14 protein-coding genes, 2 rRNA genes and 1 pseudogene are annotated in these 16,137 nt (G+C 49.5%); 10 read left to right on the forward strand and 7 right to left on the reverse strand.

Features of this window, described 5'->3' with window-relative positions:
* Both K0778_RS08175 and rrf read left to right on the forward strand, forming a co-directional pair.
* Positions 1 to 93 (forward strand): 23S ribosomal RNA (locus K0778_RS08175); the annotation flags it as partial.
* 188 nt (positions 94 to 281) lie between these two features.
* A 5S ribosomal RNA gene (rrf, locus tag K0778_RS08180) occupies positions 282 to 397 on the forward strand.
* A gap of 103 nt (positions 398 to 500) precedes the next feature.
* Here the strand turns inward: rrf and mobB are convergent.
* Both mobB and mobA read right to left on the reverse strand, forming a co-directional pair.
* Entirely contained in the window at positions 501 to 1,028 is a 528-nt protein-coding gene (mobB, locus tag K0778_RS08185) for a molybdopterin-guanine dinucleotide biosynthesis protein MobB (RefSeq protein ID WP_000907622.1), read from the reverse strand.
* Entirely contained in the window at positions 1,010 to 1,594 is a 585-nt protein-coding gene (gene mobA, locus K0778_RS08190) for a molybdenum cofactor guanylyltransferase MobA (protein ID WP_001052181.1), read from the reverse strand. Before mobA ends, mobB begins: the two co-directional genes overlap by 19 nt.
* Before the next feature lie 69 nt (positions 1,595 to 1,663).
* Between mobA and K0778_RS08195 the strand changes: the two genes are divergently transcribed.
* The 4 genes from K0778_RS08195 to K0778_RS08210 all read left to right on the forward strand — a co-directional run bounded on the left by K0778_RS08195 (position 1,664) and on the right by K0778_RS08210 (position 5,224).
* Entirely contained in the window at positions 1,664 to 1,933 is a 270-nt protein-coding gene (locus K0778_RS08195; protein ID WP_001295263.1) for a YihD family protein, read from the forward strand.
* Between the two features lie 76 nt (positions 1,934 to 2,009).
* Positions 2,010 to 2,996 (forward strand): stress response kinase SrkA, encoded by a 987-nt coding sequence (gene srkA, locus K0778_RS08200; protein WP_001065497.1) that lies wholly within the window; start codon positions 2,010 to 2,012, stop codon positions 2,994 to 2,996.
* 16 nt (positions 2,997 to 3,012) lie between these two features.
* Positions 3,013 to 3,639 carry a thiol:disulfide interchange protein DsbA gene (gene dsbA / locus K0778_RS08205; RefSeq protein WP_000725337.1) on the forward strand — a complete coding sequence of 209 codons (627 nt, stop codon included), beginning with the start codon at positions 3,013 to 3,015 and terminating at the stop codon, positions 3,637 to 3,639.
* Between the two features lie 154 nt (positions 3,640 to 3,793).
* On the forward strand, positions 3,794 to 5,224 hold the full coding sequence (locus K0778_RS08210) for a YdgA family protein (RefSeq protein WP_001618981.1): 1,431 nt from the start codon (positions 3,794 to 3,796) through the stop codon (positions 5,222 to 5,224).
* A 40-nt stretch (positions 5,225 to 5,264) separates the two neighbouring features.
* Here the strand turns inward: K0778_RS08210 and K0778_RS08215 are convergent, their stop codons facing one another.
* Positions 5,265 to 6,197 (reverse strand): acyltransferase, encoded by a 933-nt coding sequence (locus K0778_RS08215; RefSeq protein ID WP_001618982.1) that lies wholly within the window; start codon positions 6,195 to 6,197, stop codon positions 5,265 to 5,267.
* Between the two features lie 363 nt (positions 6,198 to 6,560).
* On the opposite strand from K0778_RS08215, the gene polA reads away from it, so the two are divergent.
* On the forward strand, positions 6,561 to 9,347 hold the full coding sequence (gene polA, locus K0778_RS08220; protein ID WP_001618985.1) for a DNA polymerase I: 2,787 nt from the start codon (positions 6,561 to 6,563) through the stop codon (positions 9,345 to 9,347).
* Between the two features lie 381 nt (positions 9,348 to 9,728).
* Here polA and yihA read toward each other — a convergent pair whose 3' ends face one another.
* Positions 9,729 to 10,361 (reverse strand): ribosome biogenesis GTP-binding protein YihA/YsxC, encoded by a 633-nt coding sequence (gene yihA, locus K0778_RS08225; RefSeq protein ID WP_000183349.1) that lies wholly within the window; start codon positions 10,359 to 10,361, stop codon positions 9,729 to 9,731.
* A 296-nt stretch (positions 10,362 to 10,657) separates the two neighbouring features.
* Between yihA and K0778_RS27655 the strand changes: the two are divergent.
* The 3 genes and pseudogenes from K0778_RS27655 (at position 10,658) to hemN (ending at position 13,014) form a co-directional block, all read left to right on the forward strand.
* A pseudogene (locus K0778_RS27655) lies at positions 10,658 to 10,824 on the forward strand (hypothetical protein).
* A 118-nt stretch (positions 10,825 to 10,942) separates the two neighbouring features.
* Positions 10,943 to 11,452, forward strand: a complete 510-nt coding sequence (gene yihI, locus K0778_RS08230) for a Der GTPase-activating protein YihI (protein WP_001295266.1) — start codon at positions 10,943 to 10,945, stop codon at positions 11,450 to 11,452.
* Between the two features lie 188 nt (positions 11,453 to 11,640).
* Positions 11,641 to 13,014: an oxygen-independent coproporphyrinogen III oxidase gene (gene hemN, locus K0778_RS08235; protein ID WP_000116090.1), complete on the forward strand. Its 1,374-nt coding sequence runs from the start codon at positions 11,641 to 11,643 to the stop codon at positions 13,012 to 13,014.
* Between the two features lie 228 nt (positions 13,015 to 13,242).
* Here hemN and K0778_RS08240 read toward each other — a convergent pair whose 3' ends face one another.
* The 3 genes from K0778_RS08240 to glnL all read right to left on the reverse strand — a co-directional run bounded on the left by K0778_RS08240 (position 13,243) and on the right by glnL (position 15,935).
* Positions 13,243 to 13,353, reverse strand: a complete 111-nt coding sequence (locus tag K0778_RS08240; protein WP_000893994.1) for a YshB family small membrane protein — start codon at positions 13,351 to 13,353, stop codon at positions 13,243 to 13,245.
* A gap of 111 nt (positions 13,354 to 13,464) precedes the next feature.
* Positions 13,465 to 14,874: a nitrogen regulation protein NR(I) gene (gene glnG / locus K0778_RS08245; RefSeq protein WP_063084773.1), complete on the reverse strand. Its 1,410-nt coding sequence runs from the start codon at positions 14,872 to 14,874 to the stop codon at positions 13,465 to 13,467.
* A gap of 11 nt (positions 14,875 to 14,885) precedes the next feature.
* Positions 14,886 to 15,935 carry a nitrogen regulation protein NR(II) gene (glnL, locus tag K0778_RS08250; protein ID WP_000190577.1) on the reverse strand — a complete coding sequence of 350 codons (1,050 nt, stop codon included), beginning with the start codon at positions 15,933 to 15,935 and terminating at the stop codon, positions 14,886 to 14,888.
* Positions 15,936 to 16,137: the final 202 nt, after the last annotated feature.

The raw sequence follows: 16,137 nt of genomic DNA on the forward strand, positions 1-16,137 counted from the left end.
GAACGTTGAAGACGACGACGTTGATAGGCCGGGTGTGTAAGCGCAGCGATGCGTTGAGCTAACCGGTACTAATGAACCGTGAGGCTTAACCTTACAACGCCGAAGATGTTTTGGCGGATTGAGAGAATTTCAGCTTTGATTCAGAGTTCGAAGGATTTTGCGCTGAGACAAGGCGGCAAATGAAGCGAAGGAAGGAGCATACTGAAGTATGTGACTGACTTTCGCGAATGCAGCCGACGCAGTATCAGCACAAAAGACACAGGACAGAGCACAGGAATTTGCCTGGCGGCAGTAGCGCGGTGGTCCCACCTGACCCCATGCCGAACTCAGAAGTGAAACGCCGTAGCGCCGATGGTAGTGTGGGGTCTCCCCATGCGAGAGTAGGGAACTGCCAGGCATCAAATTAAGCAGAAGGCCATCCTGACGGATGGCCTTTTTGCATTGGCGCAGAAAAAAATGCCGGATGCGACGCTGGCGCGTCTTATCCAGCCTACTCTTGCTTATCCGTTCTGCTTTTGCATCCACTCCACCACAAAATCAGCCAGCCCCTCAACATCATTAATATCCAGTAATGCGACATCAAGATTAAGCGGCACATCACTGGCTACAGCAATAACATGCCTGTCTATCACTAATTCTTCAGGTCGATGTCCGGCTCCATCGCGAAACAGCACAATCTTTGCGATCTCTTCATGCTTAAACCCTTCGACCAGAATCAAATCCAGCTTTGAGGTATCCATTCGACTTGCGAGAAACTGTAGATCCAGCTCTTCTTCGTCTGGTGTTTCCGTCATCAAGGCCCATCGTTGCTGGCTGGCAACGATGGTTTGTGCCGCGCCAGCCTTGCGCAGCTCATAGCTATCTTTGCCTGGCTTATCAACATCCATATCATGGTGCGTATGCTTAATCAGCCCTGGACGGATCCCTCTGGCGCATAATGCCGGGATCAGTTTTTTCAAAAGCGTAGTTTTTCCGGTACCACTCCACGCGGCAAAGGCGAGTAACGGTATCATCGTTTTTCCTGCCATCGGGCAAGCTCCTCTGGCGTATTCACGTTAACAAATGCATCTTTATGATCGCTGAAATCAACCGCATGACCGCCAGCCAGACGCATAAATACCATTACCCGGCGTTCTCCTGCTTGCAGATATTCCAGTAATAAAGGCTCAATAGCGCGGTTTACCAGAGCAATAGTCGGGTGATCGCGTTCACCGTCATGGACCCACACGACAGGCGCATCTTTGCGCTGATGATTAAGCCTGGCTGCTAAATCAGGGGGAATGTAAGGCGTATCGCACGGGCAAAACAAAAACCACTCACCAGCTTCCTGCTGCATTACTGAAAGCATTCCTGCCAGAGGGCCTGGGTAATCCGCCAGTGAATCTTCAATCACTTTCAGACCGCTTGCCTGATAGATTTCCTGATGACGATTAGCATTAACCACGACGTGAGAGAGCTGCGTCATAAGCGCGTCAGCGACATGTTGCCATAATGGTTTGCCGTTTAATTCAAGCAATCCTTTATCTACGCCGCCCATTCGTCTGGCTTTACCGCCTGCCAGCACAACGCCTGTTATCGTCGTCATCAGATTCACCGATATCGCCTCTTTTATTGTGGGATTGACCCTGCTAACGTGTCTGTCTCAAGAGTAAGGAGCATCACTATGAAATGTAAACGTCTGAATGAAGTTATTGAACTCCTCCAGCCAGCCTGGCAAAAAGAGCCAGACCTTAACCTGCTGCAATTTTTGCAGAAACTGGCGAAAGAGTCAGGTTTTGACGGCGAACTGGCGGATTTGACGGATGACATTCTGATCTATCACCTGAAAATGCGTGATTCCGCGAAAGATGCGGTGATCCCGGGTTTGCAGAAAGATTATGAAGAAGACTTCAAAACGGCGCTGTTACGCGCTCGCGGCGTAATTAAAGAGTAAAAGCTTGTAAGCGGCGCCACCAAAATCATCGTGAAATGATATCCTTCGTCATTCGTAATGTTTTCCGGATGATGGGATGAATAACAGCGCTTTTACTTTCCAGACACTACACCCGGATACCATCATGGACGCTCTGTTTGAGCATGGGATCCGGGTGGATTCCGGTCTTACCCCGCTTAACAGCTATGAAAACCGTGTCTATCAATTTCAGGACGAAGATCGTCGACGTTTTGTCGTCAAATTTTATCGCCCTGAACGTTGGACAGCCGATCAAATCCTCGAAGAACATCAATTTGCGTTGCAGCTGGTAAATGATGAAGTTCCGGTCGCAGCACCTGTGGCCTTTAACGGTCAGACTTTATTGAATCATCAGGGATTTTATTTCGCTGTTTTTCCAAGCGTCGGTGGTCGCCAGTTCGAAGCTGATAATATCGATCAGATGGAAGCGGTTGGGCGTTATTTAGGGCGTATGCACCAGACGGGGCGCAAACAGCTTTTTATCCATCGCCCGACCATCGGTTTGAACGAATATCTCATTGAGCCACGCAAGCTGTTTGAGGACGCTACACTGATACCTTCCGGGTTGAAAGCGGCATTCCTGAAAGCGACAGATGAGCTGATTGCCGCCGTTACAGCACACTGGCGGGAAGATTTCACCGTTCTGCGGCTACATGGAGACTGCCACGCCGGGAATATTCTCTGGCGCGATGGTCCAATGTTTGTTGATCTGGATGATGCACGTAATGGTCCAGCCGTTCAGGATTTGTGGATGTTGCTCAATGGCGATAAAGCCGAGCAGCGGATGCAACTGGAAACTATTATTGAAGCTTATGAAGAATTTAGCGAGTTCGACACCGCTGAAATCGGACTGATTGAACCTTTACGCGCCATGCGTTTGGTTTATTATCTTGCCTGGCTAATGCGGCGTTGGGCTGATCCCGCGTTCCCGAAAAATTTCCCGTGGTTAACCGGGGAAGATTACTGGCTGCGACAGACGGCGACTTTTATAGAACAGGCAAAAGTTCTACAAGAACCCCCTTTGCAATTAACACCTATGTATTAATCGGAGAGAGTAGATCATGAAAAAGATTTGGCTGGCGCTGGCTGGTTTAGTTTTAGCGTTTAGCGCATCGGCGGCGCAGTATGAAGATGGTAAACAGTACACTACCCTGGAAAAACCGGTAGCTGGCGCGCCGCAAGTGCTGGAGTTTTTCTCTTTCTTCTGCCCGCACTGCTATCAGTTTGAAGAAGTTCTGCATATTTCTGATAATGTGAAGAAAAAACTGCCGGAAGGCGTGAAGATGACTAAATACCACGTCAACTTCATGGGTGGTGACCTGGGCAAAGATCTGACTCAGGCATGGGCTGTGGCGATGGCGCTGGGCGTGGAAGACAAAGTGACTGTTCCGCTGTTTGAAGGCGTACAGAAAACCCAGACCATTCGTTCTGCTTCTGATATCCGCGATGTATTTATCAACGCAGGTATTAAAGGTGAAGAGTACGACGCGGCGTGGAACAGCTTCGTGGTGAAATCTCTGGTCGCTCAGCAGGAAAAAGCTGCAGCTGACGTGCAATTGCGTGGCGTTCCGGCGATGTTTGTTAACGGTAAATATCAGCTGAATCCGCAGGGTATGGATACCAGCAATATGGATGTTTTTGTTCAGCAGTATGCTGATACAGTGAAATATCTGTCCGAGAAAAAATAATTCAATGTAAATTACATAAAGCCCGTGAATATTCACGGGCTTTTTTTATTATTTAATAAATATAAATACATTCTGATAATGCATCCTGCCGCTGGACATTATTTCAGCATAAGTGGATATTCAAAGTTTTGCTGTTTTATCAGGGAATATTTATATGATACGTAAGTCAGCTACAGGTGTTATTGTTGCGTTAGCCGTAATCTGGGGTGGTGGCACATGGTACACAGGTACGCAAATTCAGCCTGGTGTCGAAAAATTTATTAAAGATTTTAACGATGCTAAAAAGAAAGGTGAACATGCCTACGATATGACGTTAAGTTATCAAAATTTTGACAAAGGCTTTTTTAATTCCCGTTTTCAAATACAAATTTCATTTGATAACGGTGCACCCGATCTCAATATCAAGCCAGGCCAGAAAGTTGTATTTGATGTGGATGTTGAGCACGGTCCGTTGCCCATCACAATGTTAATGCATGGTAATGTCATCCCAGCACTGGCAGCGGCAAAAGTGAACTTAGTGAATAATGAACTGACACAACCGCTATTTATCGCCGCGAAAAATAAATCGCCCGTGGAAGCGACATTGCGATTCGCGTTTGGTGGCTCATTCTCTACGACATTAGATGTTGCCCCTGCAGAGTATGGAAAGTTTTCTTTTGGTGAGGGCCAGTTTACTTTTAATGGTGATGGTAGTTCATTGTCTAACCTGGATATTGAAGGCAAAGTCGAAGATATTGTTCTGCAATTATCACCAATGAACAAAGTAACGGCAAAAAGTTTTACCATTGATTCTCTGGCGCGATTAGAAGAAAAGAAATTTCCGGTTGGTGAAAGCGAGTCGAAATTTAATCAGATTAACATTATCAATCACGGGGAAGACGTTGCCCAAATCGATGCTTTCGTTGCAAAAACCAGGCTGGATCGCGTTAAAGACAAAGATTATATCAATGTCAATCTGACCTACGAACTTGATAAGTTAACAAAAGGGAATCAGCAACTCGGGAGTGGTGAGTGGTCATTGATTGCTGAATCTATTGATCCCTCAGCAGTGCGCCAATTTATCATCCAGTATAACATTGCGATGCAGAAGCAGCTTGCTGCACACCCTGAGTTAGCAAACGATGAAGTTGCTCTGCAAGAAGTGAATGCTGCATTGTTCAAAGAGTATTTACCGTTATTACAACAAAGTGAGCCGACCATTAAACAACCGGTAAGATGGAAGAACGCACTCGGCGAACTAAATGCCAATCTGGATATCAGTATTGCCGACCCAGCCAAATCTTCATCATCCACAAACAAAGATATCAAATCGCTCAATTTTGATGTGAAGTTACCGCTTAATGTCGTCACAGAAACCGCAAAACAGCTTAATTTATCTGAAGGAATGGATGCGGAAAAAGCGCAAAAGCAGGCTGATAAACAAATCAGCGGGATGATGACATTAGGTCAGATGTTTCAGTTAATCACGATTGACAACAATACCGCCTCGCTGCAGCTGCGTTATACACCGGGTAAAGTTGTTTTTAACGGACAGGAGATGAGCGAAGAAGAATTTATGTCTCGTGCCGGACGTTTTGTTCATTAAAATACTCACTCGCCTCTGCTCATTCAGAGGCGAGCAAAATTTACTTGTCCTGCCGCTGTGATGACATCAACGACGTCAGAAGCCGGTCTTTTTCCTGCCACAGTGAGTTCAGCCATTGCTGAAAATGGCGCTTAAAGCTTTTGTCATTGATGTAGTCGCCATGTAACTCATCGGCAATAGGCTGTAAATCCACATGTACGACAATCCGCGTCAGTTTACCGCTTAACATATCGAAGAACGGCTGACGGTTATTGTCCGGATAACACAGCGTAACATTAAGCAGTTTATCGAATTGTTTACCCAGTACATTTAGCGCCATCGCAATGCCTGCCGCCTTTGGTGGCAACAAGTTTTGAAAAGTGGAGTGGGTTTGCTGATGTTTTTCTTGCGTGAAACGGGAGCCTTCAACGAAATTGACAATGGTGGTGGGATGCAGGCGAAACTTTTCACAAGAACGCCGAGTGGTTTCAACATCTTTACCACGTCGCTCCGGATGACGTAATAAATAAGCGCGGGAATAACGCTTCATAAACGGCATATCCAGCGCCCAGCACGCCAGGCCAAGAAATGGCACCCAGGCCAGCTGCTGCTTGAGGAAATATTTATTCATCGGAATGTGCTTACGAAACAGCACGCACAGTACGACAATATCTGCCCAACTACGGTGGTTACAAATAAGCAGATACCAGTTCTTCTTACTTAACCCTTCCAGCCCGTGAACTTCCCATTTCAGGTGTGGGTTCAGATGCAGTAATACCGCCAGACCTTCACACCAGCAATACATCATAAAATCACAAAAACGTGAAACCTTTCGCCAAATGACTGGCACAGGTAACAATAGTTTTACTATCCCGGCAATGATGATCGGGACGGAACAAAAAATAGTGACCAAAATGGTCAATACGATACTCAGCAAAAGGGTTATCGCAGCGAGTATTCTCGTCATAATGAATTTATTCAAAAGGTTAGCCATAGACAGTGCGCTAAAGAAGCGCAAGGCGCAGATTTTAGCAGAAAACGACCCAAATAACGGATGATCCTTAAGGAGAAAAATAATTCATATCTATCCACATTAGAAAAAATCCCATTATCTCAATTATTAGGGATGGCTTTATTTTTAACTGCATGAAAAACAAAGACAAACATCATGCTGTAAAAAGCATGATAATAAATTAAAAGCGATGTAAATAATTTATGCACAAAGTTATCCACATGACGATTTGCGAGCGATCCAGAAGATCTACAAAAGATTTTCACGAAAAGCGGTGAAAAACTCATGTTTTTATCCTGTCTGTGGCATCCTTTACCCATAATCTGATAAACAGGCACGGACATTATGGTTCAGATCCCCCAAAATCCACTTATCCTTGTAGATGGTTCATCTTATCTTTATCGCGCATATCACGCGTTTCCCCCGCTGACTAACAGCGCAGGCGAGCCGACCGGTGCGATGTATGGTGTCCTCAACATGCTGCGCAGTCTGATCATGCAATATAAACCGACGCATGCAGCGGTGGTCTTTGACGCCAAGGGAAAAACCTTTCGTGATGAACTGTTTGAACATTACAAATCACATCGTCCGCCAATGCCGGACGACCTGCGAGCACAAATCGAACCTCTGCACGCGATGGTTAAAGCGATGGGACTGCCGCTGCTGGCGGTTTCTGGCGTAGAAGCGGACGACGTTATCGGTACTCTGGCGCGCGAAGCCGAAAAAGCCGGGCGTTCGGTGCTGATCAGCACTGGCGATAAAGATATGGCGCAGCTGGTGACGCCAAATATTACGCTTATCAATACCATGACGAATACCATCCTCGGACCGGAAGAGGTGGTGAATAAGTACGGCGTGCCGCCAGAACTGATCATCGATTTCCTGGCGCTGATGGGTGACTCCTCTGATAACATTCCAGGCGTACCGGGCGTCGGTGAAAAAACCGCGCAGGCATTGCTGCAAGGTCTTGGCGGGCTGGATACGCTGTATGCCGAGCCAGAAAAAATTGCAGGGTTGAGCTTCCGTGGCGCGAAAACAATGGCAGCGAAGCTCGAGCAAAACAAAGAAGTTGCTTATCTCTCATACCAGCTGGCGACGATTAAAACCGACGTTGAACTGGAGCTGACCTGTGAACAACTGGAAGTGCAGCAACCGGCAGCGGAAGAGTTGTTGGGGCTGTTCAAAAAGTATGAGTTCAAACGCTGGACTGCTGATGTCGAAGCGGGCAAATGGTTACAGGCCAAAGGGGCAAAACCAGCCGCGAAGCCACAGGAAACCAGTGTTGCAGACGAAGCGCCAGAAGTGACGGCAACGGTGATTTCTTATGACAACTACGTCACCATCCTTGATGAAGAAACACTGAAAGCGTGGATTGCGAAGCTGGAAAAAGCGCCGGTATTTGCATTTGATACTGAAACCGACAGCCTTGATAACATCTCTGCCAACCTGGTCGGGCTTTCTTTTGCTATCGAGCCAGGCGTAGCGGCATATATTCCGGTTGCTCATGATTATCTTGATGCGCCCGATCAAATCTCTCGCGAGCGTGCACTCGAGTTGCTAAAACCGCTGCTGGAAGATGAAAAGGCGCTGAAGGTCGGGCAAAACCTGAAATACGATCGCGGTATTCTGGCGAACTACGGCATTGAACTGCGTGGGATTGCATTTGATACCATGCTGGAGTCCTACATTCTCAATAGCGTTGCCGGGCGTCACGATATGGACAGCCTCGCGGAACGTTGGTTGAAGCACAAAACCATCACTTTTGAAGAGATTGCGGGTAAAGGCAAAAATCAACTGACCTTTAACCAGATTGCCCTCGAAGAGGCCGGACGTTACGCCGCCGAAGATGCTGATGTCACCTTGCAGTTGCATCTGAAAATGTGGCCGGATCTGCAAAAACACAAAGGGCCGTTGAACGTCTTCGAGAATATCGAAATGCCGCTGGTGCCAGTGCTTTCACGCATTGAACGTAACGGTGTGAAGATCGATCCGAAAGTGCTGCACAATCATTCTGAAGAGCTCACCCTTCGTCTGGCTGAGCTGGAAAAGAAAGCGCATGAAATTGCAGATGAGGAATTTAACCTTTCTTCCACCAAGCAGTTACAAACCATTCTGTTTGAAAAACAGGGCATTAAACCGCTGAAGAAAACGCCGGGTGGCGCGCCGTCAACGTCGGAAGAGGTACTGGAAGAACTGGCGCTGGACTATCCGTTGCCAAAAGTGATTCTGGAGTATCGTGGTCTGGCGAAGCTGAAGTCGACTTACACCGACAAGCTGCCGCTGATGATCAACCCGAAAACCGGGCGTGTGCATACCTCTTATCACCAGGCAGTAACCGCAACGGGACGTTTATCGTCAACCGATCCTAACCTGCAAAACATTCCGGTGCGTAACGAAGAAGGTCGTCGTATCCGCCAGGCGTTTATTGCGCCAGAGGATTATGTGATTGTCTCAGCGGACTACTCGCAGATTGAACTGCGCATTATGGCGCATCTTTCGCGTGACAAAGGCTTGCTGACCGCATTCGCGGAAGGAAAAGATATCCACCGGGCAACGGCGGCAGAAGTGTTTGGTTTGCCACTGGAAACCGTCACCAGCGAGCAACGCCGTAGCGCGAAAGCGATCAACTTTGGTCTGATTTATGGCATGAGTGCTTTCGGTCTGGCGCGGCAATTGAACATTCCACGTAAAGAAGCGCAGAAGTACATGGACCTTTACTTCGAACGCTACCCTGGCGTGCTGGAGTATATGGAACGCACCCGTGCTCAGGCGAAAGAGCAGGGCTACGTTGAAACGCTGGACGGACGCCGTCTGTATCTGCCGGATATCAAATCCAGCAATGGTGCTCGTCGTGCAGCGGCTGAACGTGCAGCTATTAACGCGCCAATGCAGGGAACCGCCGCCGACATTATCAAACGGGCGATGATTGCCGTTGATGCGTGGTTACAGGCTGAGCAACCGCGTGTACGTATGATCATGCAGGTACACGATGAACTGGTATTTGAAGTTCATAAAGATGATGTTGATGCCGTCGCGAAGCAGATTCATCAACTGATGGAAAACTGTACCCGTCTGGATGTGCCGTTGCTGGTGGAAGTGGGGAGTGGCGAAAACTGGGATCAGGCGCACTAAGATTCGCCTGAACATGCCCTTTTTTCGTAAGTAAGCAACATAAGCTGTCACGTTTTGTGATGGCTATTAGAAATTCCTATGCAACAACTGAAAAAAAATTACAAAAAGTGCTTTCTGAACTGAACAAAAAAGAGTAAAGTTAGTCGCGTAGGGTACAGAGGTAAGATGTTCTATCTTTCAGACCTTTTACTTCACGTAATCGGATTTGGCTGAATATTTTAGCCGCCCCAGTCAGTAATGACTGGGGCGTTTTTTATTGGGCGAAAGAAAAGATCCGTAATGCCTGATGCGCTATGTTTATCAGGCCAACGGTAGAATTGTAATCTATTGAATTTACGGGCCGGATACGCCACATCCGGCACAAGCATTAAGGCAAGAAAATTATTCGCCGTCCTGCGTTTCTTCTACAGGCTGCATCTCGCTAAACCAGGTATCCAGTTTCTGCCGCAGCTTGTCCACGCCTTGTTTCTTCAACGAAGAAAACGTTTCAACCTGCACATCACCGTTAAACGCCAGCACCGCTTCACGCACCATATTCAATTGCGCTTTACGTGCGCCGCTTGCCAGTTTGTCCGCTTTGGTCAGCAGTACCAGCACGGCGATATTGCTGTCTACCGCCCACTCAATCATCTGCTGATCCAAATCTTTCAGCGGATGGCGAATATCCATTAGTACCACCAGACCTTGCAGGCTCTGACGTTTTTCGAGGTATTCGCCGAGCGCGCGCTGCCATTTGCGCTTCATCTCCTCCGGGACTTCCGCATAACCGTACCCAGGCAAGTCAACCAGACGCTTGCCGTCAGCCACTTCAAACAGGTTGATAAGCTGGGTGCGCCCTGGGGTTTTTGAGGTACGAGCCAGGCTTTTCTGGTTAGTCAGCGTGTTCAGCGCGCTGGATTTACCTGCGTTGGAACGGCCTGCAAAAGCCACTTCAATTCCGGTATCGGAAGGTAGGTGGCGAATATCAGGCGCACTCATCACAAAATGCGTCTGTTGATAATTCAAATTAGTCAAAGCGGTCGTCTCCGTCAGTCAAAGCTTTGCGGCGATTATACCTGAACCATAATAAAAGGCGGATTTTTCGGCGTGAGCGTTGTAAGTAAAAGCCATACGCTTTGTGAGACATTGCCGATAGTCTTTATGCGAAATAGCAGAGAAAATTCTGCGATGCATGTCAAATAAGCTATATAAATCAGTGAATTGCTTTTATATAAAACTCTGAAAATGTGCAAATACTGATGGCGGTTGATTGTTTGTTTAAAGCAAAGGCGTAAAGTAGCACCCATAGAGCGAGGACGCTAACAGGAACAATGACTCAGGATGAGGGTCAGGAGCGCCAGGAGGCGAAGACAGAGGATTGTCAGGAAGACAAACGTCCGGAGACGTAATTAAACGGAAATGGAATCAACACGGATTGTTCCGGCTAATGGAAAAACAGGGTGTGTTGGCGGCCTGCAAGGATTGTAAGACCCGTTAAGGGTTATGAGTCAGGAAAAAAGGCGACAGAGTAATCTGTCGCCTTTTTTCTTTGCTTGCTTTCTGTTAGATTCCGCCGCAAATCTATACTGAATAAAACGGCTAAAAGACGAACCATTATGAAACCATCATCTTCAAACTCACGCAGCAAAGGTCATGCAAAAGCGCGTCGAAAAACACGCGAGGAGCTGGATCAGGAAGCTCGTGACCGCAAGCGTCAGAAAAAACGTCGTGGTCATGCGCCGGGCAGCCGCGCAGCGGGCGGAAACACCACGTCAGGCAGCAAAGGCCAGAACGCACCAAAAGATCCACGTATTGGCAGTAAAACCCCTATTCCATTGGGCGTGACTGAAAAAGTCACCAAACAGCACAAACCGAAGAGTGAGAAACCTATGCTTTCACCGCAGGCGGAGTTGGAATTACTGGAAACGGATGAGCGTCTGGATGCGCTGCTGGAACGTCTGGAAGCAGGCGAAACCCTGAGCGCCGAAGAGCAATCCTGGGTGGATGCTAAACTGGATCGTATTGATGAGTTGATGCAGAAACTCGGCCTCTCTTATGACGATGACGAAGAAGAGGAAGAAGACGAGAAGCAAGAAGACATGATGCGTCTGCTGCGGGGCAACTAACGGATTGCCGCCATGGGCCTTCCCGTTCTGCTGATAACCCTTCCGGTTATATGTTATCTGGTGTGGTTATTCGTTAAACTACAGCGGTTGTCGCGGCGACAAAAGTGGCTGCGCAACCGGCTGATGACCCGAAACGGGCATCCGCCGGTACGCCGTAGCCGCCAGAGACGCCATCGGAAGGAGTGAGCATGTCTGTACAGCAAATCGACTGGGATCTGGCCCTGATCCAGAAATATAACTATTCCGGGCCACGATACACCTCGTACCCGACCGCGCTGGAGTTTTCAGAAGACTTCGGCGAACAGGCGTTTTTACAAGCCGTGGCGCGCTATCCTGAGCGTCCATTATCTCTCTACGTACATATCCCGTTCTGCCATAAACTTTGTTACTTCTGCGGTTGCAATAAGATTGTTACTCGCCAGCAGCACAAGGCCGATCAGTATCTGGACGCGCTGGAGCAAGAAATCGTCCATCGTGCACCGCTGTTCGCCGGGCGTCACGTCAGCCAATTGCACTGGGGCGGCGGAACGCCGACGTATCTGAATAAAGCGCAAATCAGCCGCCTGATGAAGCTGCTGCGCGAAAACTTCCAGTTCAATGCCGATGCGGAGATTTCGATCGAAGTCGATCCGCGGGAAATCGAACTGGATGTACTCGATCATTTACGCGCCGAAGGCTTTAATCGCCTGAGCATGGGCGTGCAGGACTTCAACAAAGAAGTGCAACGTCTGGTTAACCGCGAGCAGGATGAAGAGTTCATCTTTGCACTGCTTAACCATGCGCGTGAGATTGGTTTTACCTCCACCAACATCGACCTGATTTACGGCCTGCCGAAACAGACGCCGGAGAGTTTCGCCTTTACCCTGAAACGTGTGGCGGAGCTGAACCCCGATCGTCTGAGTGTCTTTAACTACGCGCATCTGCCGACCATTTTTGCTGCTCAGCGCAAAATCAAAGATGCTGACCTGCCGAGTCCGCAGCAAAAACTCGATATCCTGCAGGAAACCATCGCCTTCCTGACGCAATCGGGCTATCAGTTTATCGGTATGGATCACTTTGCCCGTCCGGATGACGAGCTGGCGGTGGCCCAGCGTGAAGGCGTGCTGCATCGTAACTTCCAGGGCTACACCACTCAGGGCGATACCGATCTGCTGGGGATGGGCGTTTCCGCCATCAGCATGATTGGCGACTGCTACGCGCAGAACCAGAAAGAGTTGAAGCAGTACTATCAGCAAGTGGATGAACAAGGCAATGCGCTGTGGCGTGGTATTGCGCTAACGCGTGATGACTGTATTCGCCGCGATGTGATTAAGTCGCTCATCTGCAACTTCCGTCTGGATTACGCCCCTATTGAGAAACAGTGGGATTTGCACTTCGCTGATTACTTTGCGGAAGATCTCAAGCTGCTCGCCCCGTTAGCAAAAGATGGGCTGGTGGATGTGGATGAGAAGGGAATACAGGTGACGGCGAAAGGTCGCTTGCTGATCCGCAACATTTGCATGTGCTTTGATACCTATCTGCGCCAGAAAGCGCGGATGCAGCAGTTCTCTCGGGTGATTTAAATAGTGAATGGCGCTTCGTTTACAAAGTAGAAAACGAAAGCGCCATCAATGTGCTGAGAACAAGATTGCCTGATGCGCTGGGCAACAAAACCTGTTGAAATTATTGCTTTTGTAGGCCGGATAAGGCGTTTACGCCGCATCAGGCATCTGAGCATGATGCCTGATGCGGCGCTGGTCGCGTCTTATCAGGCCTACGACTTTCTCCGCATCCGGCATAAACAACGAGCTTCAGCTAAACAGCCCAATCATCGCGGCACACAGCACGGCAGCAACGGCAGTTTGCGGTGTGTGGCTGTCAACTGCGCCACTCGATACCAGATTAATTATTGATTCCAGCATAATGACTCTCCCCGTTTTCCGGGCAAGATCATACTGAACTTATCGGAACAGTAAAGCGCAAAATACCAGCAATTTGCGCTCAATAATCAATCTTTACACACAAGCTGTGAATCACTCCATCCCCAGCTCTTTTAACTTACGCGTCAGGGTGTTGCGGCCCCAGCCGAGTAGCCGCGCCGCTTCCTGTTTATGCCCCTGCGTATGTCGCAACGCGGTCGTCAGTAACGTCCGCTCCAGCTCTGGCTGCGCTTCGGAAAGCAGATTTTGATGACCGGAACGCAGCGCTCTGTCTGCCCACTGCGCTAAAAGTGTCGCCCAACTGTCCGGTTGCATTTGCGAAGTACTCTCCGCAACCGTTGATTCAAACAGTTCGCCGGGCAAATCCTGAATCAACACTTCCTGCCCGGCGGCCATCACCGTTAGCCAGCGGCAGGTGTTTTCCAGCTGGCGTACGTTGCCTGGCCACGCCAGACGCGTCAGAGCAGCTTCGGTTTCCGGATGCAGCAACTTCGCTTCTACGCCCAGTTCGCGCGCGGCAACCTGTAAAAAATGGCGCGCCAGACGGGGAATATCTTCCTGACGTTCGCGCAGCGGCGGCAGATGAACGCGGATAACGTTCAGGCGGTGGAACAGATCCTCACGGAACTTACCTTCCTGCACTCGCTGTTCGAGATTCTGGTGAGTGGCAGCGATAATCCGCACATCCACTTTCACCGGCGCATAGCCGCCAACGCGGTAAAACTGACCGTCTGCCAGCACGCGCAGCAAACGCGTCTGCACATCCAGCGGCATATCACCAATTTCGTCGAGGAATAATGTACCGCCATCGGCCTGTTCAAAACGCCCCTGACGAATGGTATTCGCGCCAGTAAACGCGCCTTTCTCGTGGCCAAACAGTTCTGATTCGATCAAATCTTTTGGGATAGCTGCCATATTCAGCGCGATAAACGGCGCTTTGGCGCGCGGACTGTGGCGATGCAGGGCATGAGCGACCAGTTCTTTACCGGTGCCGGATTCGCCGTTAATCAGCACGCTAATAGAAGAACGCGAAAGCCGACCGATAATACGGAACACGTCCTGCATGGCTGGCGCTTCGCCGATGATATCGGTCGTTGGGCCGTTAAGCTGAATATTACGCGGCTGCTGCTGTTCCTGGTAATGACTGATAGCGCGCTCAACCAGCGCCACTGCTTCGTCGATATCAAACGGTTTGGGCAGATAATCAAACGCCCCTTGTTGATAGGCGCTGACGGCAGCATCCAGATCGGAATGTGCGGTCATAATGATGACCGGAAGCATTGGATGGCGCTGTTTAATCTGCTTGAGCAGCGCCAGCCCGTCCATTCCCGGCATACGGATATCTGAAAGCAGCACATCCGGCGTTTTGCTCGCCAGCGCCTCCAGTACTTCCGCTCCGTTCTCAAATGTCGTACAGGTTAAACCCGCTCCAGCGAGCGCACGTTCAAGCACCCAACGGATGGAACTATCGTCATCGACTACCCAGACTATCCCTCGTTGCATAAACGTCACCTTTATTTCCTGATAGGCAGGTAAACCGAGAACTCGGTATGCCCTGGCCAACTGGTAAATTCAATTTTGCCTGAATGCTGATCAATCAAATTACGAGCGATGGATAAGCCAAGCCCGGTGCCACCTTCGCGGCCGCTGACCATCGGGTAAAACAGCGTATCCTGCAAATGAGGCGGAATGCCCGGCCCGTTATCTTCCACATCAATCCGCGCCGCCAGCCGGTAGCGCTCGCCGTGTAAGGTCAGTTGAAACGCGGTGCGGGTACGCAGAATGATTTCACCGCCTTCCGGCCCCAGCGCCTGTAGCGCATTGCGCACAATATTCAGCAAGACCTGTTCAATTTGATCCGGGTCGTGCGCCAGTTCCGGCAGGCTGGGATCGTAATCACGAATCAACCGCACGTTGTCCGGCAGTTCCATCGACACCAGCGTTACCACGCGTTCAGCCACTTTGTGAATACTTTCGGTAACGCGCGTACCGGGCAGCTGCGGCCCCAACAGACGGTCGACCAGATTTCGCAGCCGGTCCGCCTGTTCGATAATCACTTTGGTATATTCGAGTAGTGATGGGTCAGGTAACGCTTTGCTGAGCAGCTGCGCCGCGCCACGTAAACCGCCAAGCGGATTTTTAATCTCATGTGCCAGGCCGCGCACTAAATCACGGGCAGCAACCTGCTGGGCGTGCTGTAGCTGTTCCTGACTTAAGCGGCGCTGGTTATCCATCGGAGCCATCTCCAGCAGGATCATGCCGTCCGGCATACGCTGGGCCGTCACAGAAAGGATATGCGAGCGCCCGTCGATGACCAGCGTCACTTCGTTATCGGTAAAACCTTGCCCCGCCTCCAGACTTTCTTGCATCAGCTCGATATTTAATGAGAAGTAGCTCAACAGTTCCGGTAACGGTGTACCAAACAATTTGCGGGAGCTTTGGGCGAGCAGTTGTTGCGCGGCGGGGTTGGCGTAATGGATCGCCAGGTTGTCATCGATTAACAAAATACTGTTAATCAGCGAGTTGAGGATCTGCCCAGCATCGGGCTGCGTGCCTGTTGCCATAAAGCAGTCTCCTGAACAGGTTGCACCATTTTAGTGCATTATAGCTTTTTACGGATAAAAAGCGCGAAGCATCAGAGAATTGACGGAGAAAAAAGCCCATGCAGAGATGGGCTACAGATAGCTGACAAACTTCACGTTGGAGAGCGACTCACCTGCTCCGGCCTACCACATCATCACCGTGTAGGCCGGATAAGACGCATTT

Source organism: Escherichia sp. XD33, from assembly GCF_019375075.1.
Taxonomy (GTDB): Bacteria; Pseudomonadota; Gammaproteobacteria; order Enterobacterales; family Enterobacteriaceae; genus Enterobacter; species Enterobacter flexneri_A.